Origin of the sequence: Achromobacter sp. JD-1 (assembly GCF_038594925.1) — a bacterium.
Classification (GTDB): domain Bacteria; phylum Pseudomonadota; class Gammaproteobacteria; order Burkholderiales; family Burkholderiaceae_B; genus Achromobacter; species Achromobacter spanius_C.
This window is the reverse complement of sequence record NZ_JBCGCS010000033.1, coordinates 41,522-55,636: the sequence shown is the minus strand read 5'-3', so window position 1 is coordinate 55,636 and position 14,115 is coordinate 41,522. Positions and strand designations below refer to the sequence as shown.

Sequence of the window (14,115 nt, the reverse complement as noted above, 5' to 3'; positions counted from 1 at the left end):
TGAACTGCTCGTCGTACTTTGCCATGCAAAAAACCCCCGAAGGATGGATCAAAGTCCAACTTTCGGGGGTCAGTTCAAAAGCCCGGGTTTCGGTGTGGCGTGTTCAGCCCGTCAATGCACGGCGTCGGGCTGAACGCGGCGGAGCTTAACCGCCCACCAGCTTCAAGGTATCCAGCGGCGTGACCGCCTTGAACCCCTTGCGCGTCGCAATATGCTCGGGGCGCGGCGTCAGGCCGTACTTGGGCGGGATCAGGGTGTTCTCCATGCTGTTGTAGACCATGAAGACATTGGCCCGCGGCCACGGCGAGATGTTGCTGTTCGAGCCGTGCATGGTGTTGCAGTCGAAAAACACCACGGAACCCGCCTTGGCCGTCATCGAGCGGATGCCGCCCTGCTCTACCAGCAATTGCAGGCTGACCGGGTCAGGGACCCCATATTCCTGCTTTTTCAGCGATTGCTTGTAGTGCTCATTGGGCGTTTCACCCACGCACGAGATGAACTGGCGATGCGAACCCGGCACCAACATCAAGGGGCCGTTGCACTCGTTGTTGTCGGTCAGCAGCACCGAGCAACTCAACGCGCGCATGGAAGGCATGCCGTCCTCAACGTGCCACGTTTCGAAGTCCGAATGCCAATAGAACTCCTTACCCTTGAAGCCCGGCTTCATGTTGGCGCGCGATTGGTGGATGTACACCTCGGACCCGAGGATCTGGCGCGCCACGTTGACCAGCCGCGGGTCGCGCACCAGGCGCGACAGCACGGGGTTCAACACATGGACCATGAAAATCGAACGCACGGCATTGCTGCCCGGTTCGGTGATGGACTCCTCGCGCCGGATGATCGACGGGTCGCGCGTCATGCGTTCGACCTCGGTGGACAACGCACGGACTTCCTCTTCCGAGAAGAGGTTTTCCAGCAAGAGGAAGCCGTCGCGCTCGTATTGCCCAACTTGTTCGCCGGACAAGGCGTCAGCGTATTTGCCGTCTTCGTAAACCACCGGATCCTGGCGGGCGATGATGGCGGAACCTCGGTCCGTACGCGAGGCGTACGGATCCTTTGCAGGTGAGATCATGCGAACCTCCTTGTTATCAAGCCGCTTTGGCTTCGGCGTCAGGCAAGGCGTAGACGCCTTCTTTGTCATGCACTTCCTGGCCGGTCAGCGGCGGATTGAAGACGCAGATGACGCGCAGCGGCTCTTTGCCACCGCACAGCCAGTGCTCGTCGTTTTCGTTCAGGGCGTAGACCACGCCGGGGCCCAGGTCGTACTTCTTGCCATCGGCAATGGTTTCGATGGAGCCGTCGCCTTCAATGCACCACACCGCTTCAAGATGGTTCTTGTAGTGAATGTGAGTGCGGCCGCCCGGGAAAATGGTGGTCTCGTGGAAGGAAAAACCCATGCCGTCCTTCTTCAGCAGCACGCGGCGGCTGACCCAGGTATCGGTGCGGACTTCGTCGGCAGTGCCGATGACATCTTTGACATTACGTACGATCATTGACGTTTTCCTCCAAATTTCAGAATGCGGGCAGACTGCCCTTCTTCGCTCAGCGCTTCAGCCACGCTGGCTTCGATGACGTCCAGGCCCTTGCTCAACAGTTCTTCCTCGATCGTCAGCGCCGGCAGCAGCTTGAGCACTTCGTCATGCGCGCCCGAGGTCTCGATGACGACGCCCTTCTTGAACGCCTGCTGCGCGATGCGGTTGGCCAGCGCGGGGGTGGTGTTGCACACCAAGCCCTGGATCAGGCCGCGACCGCGCACCGACAGGCCGGCGTTGGGATAGCTGTGGACCAGGTTTTCCAGCCAGTCGCGCACCAGGCGCTCTTTGCGCTGGATGTCGGCGGTGAAGGCGGTGTTGGCCCAATAGGTTTCCAGCGCCTGCGTCGCCGTGACGAACGCCAGGTTGTTGCCGCGGAACGTACCGCTGTGGGCGCCCGGCTTCCAGATATCCAGCTCGGGCTTCATCAATACCAGCGACATCGGCAGGCCAAAGCCCGACAGCGACTTCGACAGCGTGATGATGTCCGGGCGGATGCCGGCGGCCTCGAAGCTGAAGAACGTGCCAGTACGGCCGCAGCCGACCTGAATATCGTCCACGATCAGCAGCATGTCGTGGCGCTTGCACAGCTTTTCCAGCTCTTTCAGCCAGCGCAGCGTCGCGACGTTGACGCCACCTTCGCCCTGCACCGTTTCCACGATGACGGCGGCCGGCTTGTCCATGCCGCTGCTGGGATCTTCCAGCATGCGCTCCAGGTACGCCATGGTGTCCACGTCAGGGCCGAAGTAGCCGTCATAAGGCATGAACGTGGTGTTGCCCAGCGCATAGCCCGAGGCCTCGCGGAACTTCATGTTGGCGGTCACCGCCAACGAACCGCCGCTGACGCCGTGAAAGCCGTGCGTGAACGAAATTACGTTGGAACGGCCCTTGACCTGGCGCGCGATCTTCAGCGCGGCTTCCACGGCATTGGTGCCGGTGGGGCCGGTGAATTGCAGCGTGTATTGCCAGTTGCGCGGCTTGAGCAGCACGCGATCCACCGTCTCCAGGAAACGCTTCTTCGCGCTGGTCGCCATGTCCAGGCCGTGGACGACGCCGTCCGCCTGCACATACTCCAGCAGCTTTTCCTTGAGAACAGGATTGTTGTGGCCATAGTTCAGCGTGCCGGCGCCGCTGAAGAAGTCGATGTACTCGGTGCCTTCCTCATCGATCAGCGTCGAGCCTCTGGCCTGGCTGAATATCACGGGGAACGACCGAATGTAGCCCCGCACCTCTGATTCCATCCGGTCAAAGATCTTCAAGTCCATGAGTAATCCTCCCTTTTCATCTAATAAGTTGAATAGACGGCACGATCCCTCCGGATGCATTAAACGCATTCGGATAGGTACTGCCATCCCGGTATTTCGATAAGTCCGCTGGGGTTGCTCGCCCTAAGGGGCGGGCAATGCGAACGGGCCTATCCTCAACAACATCTCGTCGTCATGGTCCGCGCCGCCAAACAATTGCCGGTCGAAGAACGGCTGCTCGGAAACGTGAGCGCCCAGTTCGCCGGCCAGGCCGGTAAAGCTGCGGCGCGATGCCTGGTTGTCAGGCCCCACTGTGGTTTCAAGATATCGAACATGCTCGAGCCCCTTGCGTTGCAGGAGTTCGCGAAGCATGGCGCGGCCCAAGCGATGGCCGCGTGCGCGGGCGTGCACCGCAACCTGCCAGACGAACAACACGTCGGGTCGGGTCGGGATCACGTAAGCGGAGATAAAACCGTCGATACGTCCGCCGGCACTTTCGGCAAGGACGCAGGTGTCGCTGAAATGCTCACCAAGGAGCAAGTAGGCGTAGAGGGAATTCAGGTCGAGTGGCGGGCACTCGGAAATGAGGTGGTGAATGGCGGCGCCGTCTTTGCGGGTGGGCAGACGCATCGTATGGGTCTGCGCGCGAACCGCCGGCGCCACGGCACTTGAGAGAGTAGGTGTATCCAGTTCGTTTTTCTTCATGCAACGATTCCTGATTCTGGGGGTGCCCCGCCCGTGGGCACTTCTAGGATGGGCGACGAAACATCGCCGAGCGGTTCCGCGGCGACTGCCTGGCCCTCTTGCTCCATCAGCGCCACGATGCGTTCCAGCGACAGCGTGATGGTGGCCTGTTCAAGTTCGGGCAACGCGTTCAATGCGTCGGCCAAATGTTTCTGCAAAGGCGATGGTGCGCCTTGCGCCAGTTCGCGTCCCGCGTCGGTAGCGGTGACGAAAACAATGCGGCGATCTTCGCGGCCGCGTTCACGGCGGATCAAACCCTTGTCTTCCAGACGATCCAGAATGCCGACCACCGTGCTGGGGCTCACGTGCATTTCGCGGCTGATGGCCGTGGCCGTCATCGGGCCGTTGGCCATCACCGTGCGCAAGCACATCAACTGCGGCGCGGTGATATGGCTGACCGCGGACAACTGACGCGAGTGCAGTGCGATCGATCGCGTAATACGGCGCAGGGCTCGCAAAATGCGCAGATCGTACTGCTGGGTGGAATCAGTGTTCACGGGGTTGGTCATGGAAGAAAAGGGTTCGGTCAAATTCATTTCTACACGAATCATATGCGCCCGATCTATTCGAGTCAAACAAAAATCGGAGGCCTGATGTAAATAAATGAACACGTAATTGCAGAAGATGGCAGCAGGATTACTGGACTTAATGCCGTTGCATCAAGGGCTTGGCGTCGCGCTCCACCCCTAGTGGAAACTCCCAATAAAAAACATATGTTTTATATAAATATTCAGATATATCATTTGTTTTTTGCTTGGCGATGCGCCCCATGTCCCTGCCTTCCCACCTGATCCCGACTCTGCAAGAAAAGCTGGAGGATCTGCCCCCGGAATTGCAACGCGCGGCCCATTGGGTGGTGGCGCATCCCGCAGAGGTCGGCCTATGGTCCATGCGGCGGCAGGCGCAGGCGCTGGGCGTGGCGCCCGCCACCATGTTGCGGCTGGCGCGGGCCTTGGGCTATGCCAGCTATGAAGCATTTCGTCAGCCTTTTCAACAAGCCCTTGCCGGCCAGAGTCAGGGCAAACCCGGTCTGCGAGACCGAGCTGCCGCCTTACAGGCTGCCGCGGGCGTCCCCGCCAGCAACCCCACCGCTCCCGGCCATGACGTGTTGACGGACTACCAGATACAGGCCGTAAGTTCGGTGTGCGCGCTGAATCCGGCCGCGGCATTTGATGCAGCGGTCCAGACCCTGCTGAACGCGCGCCAGGTCGGTTTCCTGGGGACCCGTTCGGCGTTTGGGATTGCCTTCCAGATGCGCTATGCCTACCAACTGGTACGCCGCAACAGCGTGCTGATTGATGGCTTGGGCGGGGCGCCCGCCGAGCAGGCCGACAACCTGGACGCTGGCGACGCGCTGATCGTCATTTCCCAAGCCCCCTACCCCACCGTCACCGTGCAACTGGCCCGCCAGGCCGCGAAGCGCGGCGTCGCGCTGATTGCGCTGACCGACGACCCGCTGTCGCCCTTGGCGGTGGAAGCCCGCCACACGCTGCGGTTCGCCCCTCCTGACCGCGACGGCGTCCGAGCCCAGCCCGCGCGCCAGGGCCCCGGCTCGTTCTTCCATACCACCGCCGGCCTCTTGGGCCTGGCCGAGCACCTGATTGCCCGCCTGACCTCCCGTGGCGGCGCCGACGTACTGAACCGCCTGACCGAAGTCGAAGAGCGCCTGCACGCCGACAAGGTCTATTGGAGTGCGCCGGCCTCGCGGCGGCCCGCCTGACCACGCTTGCCTTGCCCTAACGTCCCTTCACGCATCTCGGAATTCCCATGAGCCACACACACGTCCTGCATCGCTCCCTACGCCAGACCCCGCCTGTCGCCGTACGCGGCCAGGGCGTGTGGGTCCACGACAGCGCCGGTCGCGCTTACCTTGACGGCTCGGGCGGCGCGGCCGTGTCCTGCCTGGGACACAACCATCCCGACGTCCAGGCCGCCATGCATGCCCAGATTGACGCGCTGGCCTATGCCCACACCAGCTTCTTCACGACCGAGGTCGCCGAACGCCTGGCCGAGCGCTTGGTGGCCGATGCGCCGGCAGGCATCTCGCACGCATATTTCGTGTCGGGCGGATCCGAAGCGGTCGAGGCCGCCTTGAAGATGGCGCGCCAGTACTTTGTTGAAATCGGCCAAGCACAGCGCCGTCATATCGTGGCGCGCCGCCAGAGCTACCACGGCAACACGCTGGGCGCGCTGGCGGTGGGCGGCAACGCCTGGCGTCGGGCGCAATTCGCGCCTTTGCTGATCGACGTCGAACACGTCTCACCCTGCTATGCCTATCGCGATCAGCAAGCCGGTGAAAGCGCTGAACAGTACGGCGAGCGCCTGGCGCTTGAACTGGAGCAAACCTTTGAAAGGCTCGGCCCGGACACCGTAATGGCCTTCGTGGCCGAACCGGTGGTGGGTGCGACGTCCGGCGCCGTCACGGCGGTTCCGGGTTACTTCCGGCGCGTGCGGGAAATCTGCGACCGCCATGGGGTGCTACTGATCGCCGACGAAGTGATGTGCGGCATGGGGCGCACCGGCACGCTGTACGCGGTGGAGCAAGAAGGCATCGTGCCCGACCTGATCACCATCGCCAAAGGCCTGGGCGGTGGCTATCAGCCCATTGGCGCCGTGATGGCGCAGCGGCGCATCGTGGACGCCATGCAGCAGGGCAGCGGCTTCTTTCAGCACGGCCACACCTACCTGGGCCACGCCATTGCCTGCGCCGCCTCGCTTGCCGTGCAGGACGTGATACGCCGCGACAAGCTGCTGGAGCGCGTGCGCGAGCAAGGCGCGGGCTTGCGGCAGCGGCTGGAACAAACGCTGGGCGCGCACCCGCATGTGGGCGACATCCGTGGACGCGGGCTGTTCATGGGTATCGAGCTGGTGCAGGACCGGGCCACCAAGCAGACCTTCGACCCGGCCCTGACGCTGCATGCGCGCATCAAGCGCGAAGCCATGGCGCAGGGCCTGATGGTCTACCCGATGGGCGGCACCATTGATGGCCGCCAGGGCGACCACGTACTGCTGGCGCCGCCCTTCATCATTTCCGACGACGAACTTGATCAATTGACGCAACGCCTGGCAGGCGCCATCGACGCCGCCATCGGACAAGCGCGCGGGGCACATTAACCGCCGGCCAAGACCGGTAATTCACGGGGAAAAACCCCATAAGGAGTTTGCATGACCACGTCCGTCAAACACCCATTGGGCCATCGCAACGCCTGGACGCTCGCCGCGGCGGGCCTTGCCACGGCGTTGCTGTCCACGGTGCCGGCACCCGCCGCCGCCCAACAGAAGTTCGTCAGTATCGGCACGGGAGGCGTCACGGGCGTCTACTACGCCGCGGGCGGCGCCATCTGCCGCCTGGTGAACAAGGACCGGGCTACGCATGGCATCCGTTGTTCGGTTGAATCCACCGGGGGATCGGTCTTCAACGCCAACACCATCAAGGCCGGCGAACTGGATCTGGGCGTCGTGCAGTCCGACGTCGGCTTCAATGCCTACAACGGCGAAGGGCAGTTCAAGCAGGCGGGCCCGTTCACCAAGCTGCGCTCGGTATTTTCGATCCACCCCGAACCGTTCACGGTCGTGACGCGCAAGGACGCGAACATCAAGACCTTTGAAGACCTGAAGGGCAAGCGCTTCAACGTCGGCAACCCGGGCTCTGGCACGCGCGCGTCGATGGAAGAACTGCTGGCCACGATGGGCAGGACGATGAAGGACTTTGCACTGGCGTCGGAATTGCGCCCGGACGAGCACGGCTCGGCGGTTTGCGATGGCAAGATCGACGGCTTCTTCTACGGCGTCGGCCACCCTTCGGCAAACATCCAGGACCCCACCACCAGTTGCGGCGCGAAGCTGGTGTCACTGACCGGCCCGGCGGTGGACACGCTGGTCAAGAAGTACCCCTACTACGCCTACGCCACCATTCCGGGCGGCCTGTATCCGAACAACCCCAACGAGACCAAGACGTACGGCGTGACCGCCACGTTTGTAACGTCGGCCGACGTGCCGGATGCCACCGTCTACACCGTGGTCAAGGCGGTGTTCGACAACTTCGACGACTTCAAGAAACTGCATCCGGCATTCGCCAACCTGAAGCCCGCCGACATGGTGAAGAACGGCTTGTCGGCCCCCTTGCATCCGGGCGCTGAAAAGTACTTCAAGGAAAAAGGGCTGCTTTAAGAAGCAGCCTGCTTGACGACAGGCCCACTTCAAGGCCTTGCCGGCGTGCGATGGCCGCGCGCCGGGAATCAGCGCGCGCCGCCCAGGCGACGCGCGCCATGACACGTAGGGGAAATACATGACCAAAGCGCCGCACACGTCGGCCCCAGACCTGGAACAGCTTGTCGCTGATGTCGACCGCGGCGGCCGCAACGCGGGCGGCATCGCCGGCGCCACGTTGGCCGCGGGCGCGCTGGCGTGGTCGTTCTTCCAGCTCTGGTACGCATCGCCGCTGCCTTTCTCGTTCAACTGGGGCATCTTCAACGACACCGAAGCGCGCGCCCTGCATCTGGGCGTGGCCATGTTCCTGGGGTATCTGGCCTACCCGGCCCGCAAACGCTCACCGCGTGACCGCATGCCCTGGTTTGACTGGGTGCTGGCCTTGGCGGCCGGCTTTTGCGGCAGCTATCTCTATGTTTTCTATAACGAACTGGCGGGCCGCCCCGGCCAGCCCACGCCCATGGACGTGGGCACCGCCGTCGTGGGCCTGGCGCTGCTGCTGGAAGTGACGCGCCGCGCGCTTGGCCTGCCCATGACCGTGCTGGGCCTGGTGTTCGTGGCCTACGCGCTGGCCGGCCCCTGGCTGCCCGACGTGCTGGCGCACCGTGGGGCGTCGCTGGAACGCCTGATGTCACACATGTGGCTGACCACAGAAGGCGTGTATGGCGTGGCGCTGGGCGTATCCGTGTCCTACATCTTCATCTTCGTGCTGCTCGGTTCGTTGCTGGACAAGTGCGGCGCGGGCAACTACATGATGCAGGTCTCGTTCGCGCTGCTGGGCCACCTGCGCGGCGGGCCGGCCAAGGTGGCGGTGATGTCCTCGGCCGTGAACGGGCTGGTGTCCGCATCGTCGGTGGCCAATGTGGTCACCGGCGGCATCTTCACCATTCCGCTCATGAAGAAGGCCGGATACGGCGGCGTGCGGGCGGGCGCGATTGAAACGGCGTCGTCGGTCAATGGCCAGATCATGCCGCCCGTGATGGGCGCGGCGGCGTTCCTGATGATCGAGTACGTGGGAATTCCGTACACCGACATCATCCGCCACGCCCTTTTGCCCGCGTCGATTTCGTACATTGCGCTGTTCTACATCGTCCATCTGGAAGCGCTGAAGCTGGGCATCCAACCCATGATGGCGGCAGGCCCGTCGCGCACACCGCTGCAAAAGCTGGCGGGCTGGGGCATGGGCATCAGCGGCACGCTGCTGGTGATGGGCGCAGCTTACTGGATAGGTACCGGCGTACAGGCCGTGACGGGCGCGGCCGCCATCTGGGTGTTGCTGGCGCTGCTGGCAGCGCTGTACGTGTGGCTGCTGCGCATTGCCGCTGCCCATCCCGACCTGCCGCAAGACATCGACATCAATCACCCCGTGCGCCCGCAGCCCTGGCCGACGGTACGCGCGGGGCTGTATTTCCTGATCCCCATCGGCATTCTTGTGTGGTGCCTGAGCGTGGAAGAGCTGTCCGCCGGGCTATCGGCCTTTTGGGCCGCCATGGCCATGCTGTTCCAGATGGTCACGCAACGGCCGCTGATCGCCCGGTTCCGCAAACAGGACGCGGCTCCTGCTTGGCGGCAAGGTTGGCACGACGCCATCGGCGGCCTGCAGGACGGCGCGCGCAACATGATCGGCATCGCGATTGCCTGCGGCACCGCCGGCCTGATCGTGGGCGCCATCACGTTGACCGGCCTGGGCCTGCGCATGACCGCCTTCGTGGAGCTGGTGTCGATGGGCAATGTGCTGTTGATGCTGGTCTTCACCGCGCTGGTCTGCCTGGTGTTGGGGCTGGGCATGCCCACCACGGCCAACTACATCCTGATGGCAACGCTAATGGCGCCCGTCGTGGTGGAGTTGGGCGCTCAAAGCGGCCTGGTGATCCCGCTGATTGCCGTGCACATGTTCGTGTTCTATTACGGCATCATGGCCGACATCACCCCACCCGTGGGCTTGGCGACCTTCGCCGCCGCGGCGATATCCGGCGAAGACCCGATCAAGACCGGCATCCAGGGCGTGACCTACGCCGCGCGCACCGCCATCTTGCCGTTCATGTTCGTGTTCAACCCCGCGCTACTGTTGATCGACGTCAACTACGGCTGGGAACTGGCGCTGGTGGTGGCAGGCGCCACCTTGGCGTCGCTGACGTTCGCCGCGGCCACCATGCGGTGGTTCCGCACGCGCTGCACGTGGGCCGAAGTGGGCGTGCTGCTGCTGGTCACCTTCATGCTGTTCCGCCCCGACTGGTTCATGGACCACTTCGCGCCGCAGTACGAAAGCCGCCCGGCCACCGAGATGCAGGCGATTGCCGCCGCCATGCCCGACAACGGCCGCCTGACCGTGGTACTGCGCGGCATCAATCTGGAGGGCGATGAACTGACCAAGACGGTCGCGGTGGCGTTGCCCGCTCTGAAGACAGGGGCCGACGCGCCCGACGCGGGCCGCCGCCGTCTGGCGGAAGCCGGGCTGACGCTGATGAGCCTGGGCGATCAGACCCAGATTGGCGGCGTGCGCTTTGGCAGCCGCACTCAACGTTCCGGCTGGGAACAAGGCTGGGACGTCGTCGAAGTGAAGGCGCCGAACCCGCGGCGCTGGTCGGATTACTGGGTCTACCTGCCGGCGGTGTTGTTGCTGGCGGCCCTGTGGATGCGGCAGCGCCGGCGCGATGGCGGCGCGGCGGTGGGCCGCTTGCGCGCCCGTGCGGTGTGATCAAGCTGCCTGTGCGATCAGCCTGCGCGTGTGGTCACGGCTGGCCTTGTTATCAGCCTGCGGGGGTCCGCCGCCAGGGCGGCAAGGCCCCGATGGTCAGCGCGCGCAGCAACCATTCCACCGGGCCGTAGGCATGGTGCCGCAACCACCATGCGGACCATGGCAACTGCGCCGCGAAGATCGCCACCGCGATGCCGACGGTCGCCAGGGGCGACACCGATGCGAACAGGCGCAGGCCCCAGCCGGTAAACAGAAAGGCGCAGATGACGGACTGCATCAGGTAGTTGCTTAGCGCCATCCGCCCGGCGGGCGCCATCCACATCAACGCGCGCCCAAGCACCCGCGTGCGCAGCGCCAGCAAGAAAAGAGCCGCATACGACATGCTGAGCAACGGCGCCGTCAAGAGGTCAGCGGCCAGCCCGGGCAGCTCCCAGGCCGCGCCGGCAAATGGCAGGGACGACGTAGCGTACAGCGCCGATCCGGCCAGGCCGGGTAGCAGGCCCAGCGCACACAGCAGCCACAACACGCCCGGCCGCGCCCAGGGGTCCGCCAACGTATTGCGCCGACCCAGCGCGTAGCCGACCAGGAACATGGCAAAGACGAACGGGCCTTGCACGAACAAGACCATGAACCAGACGGAGGTGGTCAGTTCATGGATGTGCTGCGCGATCGTAGTGCCGATGTCGCCGCGATAGGCCTCGATGGCCGCCAGCGCCTGCGCCTTGTATTGCGCCAGATAGCCCGCTGGCACAGGGTCCAGGAAGCTGAGCCAACCCAGCAGCGCCCACACCGACGCCGTCAGCACGATCAGCCACAACGCCACATGCAATGCGCGTTGCGGCGCCATGGACCGGCATCCCAGCAAGCCCAGCCCCAGCAGCGCATAGGTCACCAGAATGTCGCCCTGGTAGAACAGCACGGCGTGCGCCAAGCCCAACACAGCCAGCCCGGCCAGGCGACGCAGGAATCGCGGCGCAAAGGCCGCTTGGCCACGCTCGGCCGTCGCCATCTGCAAGGTGAAGCTGTACCCGAACAGAAACGAGAACAGCAGGTAGAACTTGGTCTCGAAGAGCCAAGCGATAAGCCAGCGCACGCCCAGATCCAACGGACGCGAATAGACAGGGTCGGCCACGCCCGCGCCATAGAACGGCGACGAGAAAACGCCGATATTCACGATCAGGATGCCAAAGAGCGCAAAACCGCGCAGCGCGTCCACATGCGCCAGGCGCCCGGATGACGGTTGCGCGAGCCCTGGATGCGTGTATGTGTCCATGACGTGGAAGCCTTGTGGCAAAAGGGCGAGGCTTCGCCGCGCCCCCCCCCCCGCGCCTGCCCTACCCCAATACCGGCGACAGCACCGGCTGCTTGGGTCGCACATCCAGTTGACGGCCCTTGCGCGCGCGCTTGCCCACATAGGGCGCCAAGGCGTCGCCCGCCAGGATGTCCTCGGTGAGCTTGTTGCGGTAAATGCCCGTGGCGCGCAGGCCGCGTGCGCCGATCGGCACCGTTTGATCCAGCTTGTCGGACGCATCCAGGCCCATCAGGATGGTGCCGCGGCCGCCACCCGACAAGGACTTGCATTCATCCAGGCCGAACACCAGGAACTTGCCCTTGGCGGACAGCAAGGCCAGTTGCGTGGCCCCCACGAACAGCGGCACCGGGCGCAGCATTTCGTCGCCAGCTTCCAGTGTGATGAACTGCTTGCCAGCGCGTTGGCGGCTGACCATGTCGGACAGCTTGGCCGCAAAGCCGTAGCCGCCGCGCGTAGCCAACAGCCAGCGGGAGTCTGGCGATGCCGCGATGGTATGCACGATGCGCGTGCCCGATTCCAGATCGATCATGGTCGTAACCGGCTGGCCATCGCCGCGCGCGGACGGCAGCCCGGCGACAGGCACCGAATACACCCGGCCGTTGTCGCCCATGGCGATCAGGGTGTCGGTGGTGCGGCATTCGAAGGCGCCGTACAGGTCATCGCCCTGCTTGAAGGTGAATTGCGCGGCGTCGTGGCCATGGCCCTGGCGGGCGCGCAGCCAGCCCTTTTGCGAGACGATCACGGTGACCGGTTCGTCCAGCACCTTGGTTTCCAGCACGGCGCGTTCGGCCGTTTCGATCAGCGTGCGGCGATCGTCGCCATATTGCTTGGCGTCGGCCTCGATTTCCTTGATCAGCAGGCGCTTGAGCGTCGTCGGATTGTCCAGCAGTTCCTGCAGCGAAATCTGGTCCTTGCGCTTGTCGGCCAGTTCCTGCTCGATCTTGAAGCCTTCAAGACGGGCCAACTGGCGCAAGCGCATTTCCAGAATGTCTTCCGCCTGGCGCTCGGACAGCTTGAAGCGTTCCATCAGCGCGGCGCGCGGCTCGTCGGATTCGCGGATGGTCTGGATGACTTCATCGACGTTCAGGTAGACCAGCATGCGGCCTTCCAGCACATGGATCCGGTCAGTGACCTTGTCCAGCCGGAAACGCGTGCGGCGCACGACCGTATTGGTGCGGAACGCCACCCATTCGACCAGGATGTCGCGCAGGCCCTTCTGGCGCGGACGGCCGTCGGTGCCGATGCACACCAGGTTGATCGACGAGCTGCTTTCCATGCTGGTCTGGGCCAGCAGCGTGTTGACGAATTCGTCACGGTCCACGCGCGAGGTCTTCGGTTCAAACACCAGGCGCACGGCCGCATCCTTGCCGGATTCGTCGCGCACGGCGTCCAGCAGGTTCAGCATCACCGCCTTGGCCTGCGTTTGCTCGGGCGTCAGGCTCTTCTTGCCGGACTTGATCTTGGGGTTGGTGATTTCCTCGATCTCTTCCAGCACCTTCTGGCCCGAGGTGCCCGGCGGTAGTTCCGTGATCACCAGTTGCCATTGGCCGCGCGCCATTTCTTCGAACGTCCAACGCGCGCGCACCTTCAGCGAGCCACGGCCACCGCCGTAGATTTGCGCAATGTCGGCCGCGGGCGTGATGATCTGGCCGCCACCGGCAAAGTCCGGCCCGGGAATCATGGCGTGCAGTTCGGCGTCCGGCAGTTGCGGCTGCTTGATCAGCGCCACGCACGCTTGCGCCACTTCGCGCAGGTTGTGCGACGGAATCTCGGTAGCCATGCCGACCGCAATGCCGGAAGCGCCGTTCAGCAGCATCACCGGCAAGCGCGCGGGCAGCATCTGCGGCTCTTCCTGGCTGCCGTCATAGTTGGGCACGAAATCGACCGTGCCTTCGTCCAGCTCATCCAGCAGCAGCTTGGCGATGGGCGTCAGGCGCGCTTCGGTGTATCGCATGGCGGCGGCGTTGTCGCCGTCGCGCGAACCGAAGTTGCCCTGGCCATCGATCAGCGGATAGCGCAGCGAAAAGTCCTGCGCCATGCGAACCATGGCGTCGTAGGCGGCCTGGTCGCCGTGCGGGTGGTATTTACCCAGCACGTCGCCCACGACGCGCGCGGACTTCACCGGCTTGGCGCCAGCGGCCAGCCCCATCGCCTGCATGGCGAACAGGATGCGGCGTTGCACGGGCTTTTGCCCATCGCCCACGTCGGGCAAGGCACGGCCGCGCACGACGGAGACCGCGTAGTCCAGGTAAGCCTGTTCCGCGTAGCGCGCCAGCGTGATGGCGGCATTGGCATCGCCGTCGCCATCGGGCGGGGTGGGGTCGAACAGGCCGGGTTGATTGCTGTCGGTCATGTTGTATTCAGGTAGACAATTTC

At 64.1% G+C, this 14,115-nt stretch carries 11 protein-coding genes; 4 read left to right on the top strand and 7 right to left on the bottom strand.

The features are described 5' to 3' along the window. Nucleotides 1–145: 145 nt before the first annotated feature. From thpD to WBR68_RS29540, 5 genes are all read right to left on the bottom strand, one after another. A complete protein-coding gene (gene thpD / locus WBR68_RS29560) occupies nucleotides 146–1,072 on the bottom strand; it encodes an ectoine hydroxylase (RefSeq protein ID WP_230696014.1) in 927 nt (308 codons plus the stop codon). A 16-nt stretch (nucleotides 1,073–1,088) separates the two neighbouring features. Continuing rightward, the gene (locus tag WBR68_RS29555; protein WP_050449092.1) at nucleotides 1,089–1,493 is read right to left on the bottom strand and encodes an ectoine synthase; all 405 of its coding nucleotides are present in this window, start codon (nucleotides 1,491–1,493) and stop codon (nucleotides 1,089–1,091) included. Further along, a complete protein-coding gene (gene ectB, locus WBR68_RS29550; RefSeq protein ID WP_050449091.1) occupies nucleotides 1,490–2,797 on the bottom strand; it encodes a diaminobutyrate--2-oxoglutarate transaminase in 1,308 nt (435 codons plus the stop codon). The genes WBR68_RS29555 and ectB overlap by 4 nt, the downstream gene beginning before the upstream one ends. A gap of 123 nt (nucleotides 2,798–2,920) precedes the next feature. After that, a complete protein-coding gene (gene ectA, locus WBR68_RS29545) occupies nucleotides 2,921–3,481 on the bottom strand; it encodes a diaminobutyrate acetyltransferase (protein ID WP_050449090.1) in 561 nt (186 codons plus the stop codon). Continuing rightward, nucleotides 3,478–4,029: a MarR family winged helix-turn-helix transcriptional regulator gene (locus WBR68_RS29540; RefSeq protein ID WP_050449099.1), complete on the bottom strand. Its 552-nt coding sequence runs from the start codon at nucleotides 4,027–4,029 to the stop codon at nucleotides 3,478–3,480. Before WBR68_RS29540 ends, ectA begins: the two co-directional genes overlap by 4 nt. A gap of 260 nt (nucleotides 4,030–4,289) precedes the next feature. On the opposite strand from WBR68_RS29540, the gene WBR68_RS29535 reads away from it, so the two are divergent. The 4 genes from WBR68_RS29535 to WBR68_RS29520 all read left to right on the top strand — a co-directional run bounded on the left by WBR68_RS29535 (nucleotide 4,290) and on the right by WBR68_RS29520 (nucleotide 10,427). Then, on the top strand, nucleotides 4,290–5,240 hold the full coding sequence (locus WBR68_RS29535; RefSeq protein ID WP_230696013.1) for a MurR/RpiR family transcriptional regulator: 951 nt from the start codon (nucleotides 4,290–4,292) through the stop codon (nucleotides 5,238–5,240). Nucleotides 5,241–5,287: 47 nt separating this feature from the next. Then, complete coding sequence (locus WBR68_RS29530) at nucleotides 5,288–6,634, top strand: aspartate aminotransferase family protein (RefSeq protein ID WP_230696012.1); 1,347 nt, start codon at nucleotides 5,288–5,290, stop codon at nucleotides 6,632–6,634. A 51-nt stretch (nucleotides 6,635–6,685) separates the two neighbouring features. Then, the gene (locus tag WBR68_RS29525) at nucleotides 6,686–7,690 is read left to right on the top strand and encodes a TAXI family TRAP transporter solute-binding subunit (RefSeq protein ID WP_230696011.1); all 1,005 of its coding nucleotides are present in this window, start codon (nucleotides 6,686–6,688) and stop codon (nucleotides 7,688–7,690) included. Between the two features lie 118 nt (nucleotides 7,691–7,808). After that, nucleotides 7,809–10,427, top strand: a complete 2,619-nt coding sequence (locus WBR68_RS29520; RefSeq protein WP_127183965.1) for a TRAP transporter permease — start codon at nucleotides 7,809–7,811, stop codon at nucleotides 10,425–10,427. Between the two features lie 52 nt (nucleotides 10,428–10,479). On the opposite strand, the gene WBR68_RS29515 is transcribed toward WBR68_RS29520, so the two are convergent. Then, nucleotides 10,480–11,700 (bottom strand): DUF418 domain-containing protein, encoded by a 1,221-nt coding sequence (locus WBR68_RS29515; protein ID WP_230696010.1) that lies wholly within the window; start codon nucleotides 11,698–11,700, stop codon nucleotides 10,480–10,482. Nucleotides 11,701–11,761: 61 nt separating this feature from the next. After that, entirely contained in the window at nucleotides 11,762–14,092 is a 2,331-nt protein-coding gene (parC, locus tag WBR68_RS29510; protein WP_050449084.1) for a DNA topoisomerase IV subunit A, read from the bottom strand. Between the last annotated feature and the right edge of the window lie 23 nt (nucleotides 14,093–14,115).

What these genes read in the sequence shown, in the direction of transcription:
- thpD (WP_230696014.1), bottom strand. Translation starts at nt 1,072, where the DNA reads ATGATCTCACCTGCAAAGGATCCGTACGCCTCGCGTACGGACCGAGGT.
- WBR68_RS29555 (WP_050449092.1), bottom strand. Translation starts at nt 1,493, where the DNA reads ATGATCGTACGTAATGTCAAAGATGTCATCGGCACTGCCGACGAAGTC.
- ectB (WP_050449091.1), bottom strand. Translation starts at nt 2,797, where the DNA reads ATGGACTTGAAGATCTTTGACCGGATGGAATCAGAGGTGCGGGGCTAC.
- ectA (WP_050449090.1), bottom strand. Translation starts at nt 3,481, where the DNA reads ATGAAGAAAAACGAACTGGATACACCTACTCTCTCAAGTGCCGTGGCG.
- WBR68_RS29540 (WP_050449099.1), bottom strand. Translation starts at nt 4,029, where the DNA reads ATGACCAACCCCGTGAACACTGATTCCACCCAGCAGTACGATCTGCGC.
- WBR68_RS29535 (WP_230696013.1), top strand. Translation starts at nt 4,290, where the DNA reads ATGTCCCTGCCTTCCCACCTGATCCCGACTCTGCAAGAAAAGCTGGAG.
- WBR68_RS29530 (WP_230696012.1), top strand. Translation starts at nt 5,288, where the DNA reads ATGAGCCACACACACGTCCTGCATCGCTCCCTACGCCAGACCCCGCCT.
- WBR68_RS29525 (WP_230696011.1), top strand. Translation starts at nt 6,686, where the DNA reads ATGACCACGTCCGTCAAACACCCATTGGGCCATCGCAACGCCTGGACG.
- WBR68_RS29520 (WP_127183965.1), top strand. Translation starts at nt 7,809, where the DNA reads ATGACCAAAGCGCCGCACACGTCGGCCCCAGACCTGGAACAGCTTGTC.
- WBR68_RS29515 (WP_230696010.1), bottom strand. Translation starts at nt 11,700, where the DNA reads ATGGACACATACACGCATCCAGGGCTCGCGCAACCGTCATCCGGGCGC.
- parC (WP_050449084.1), bottom strand. Translation starts at nt 14,092, where the DNA reads ATGACCGACAGCAATCAACCCGGCCTGTTCGACCCCACCCCGCCCGAT.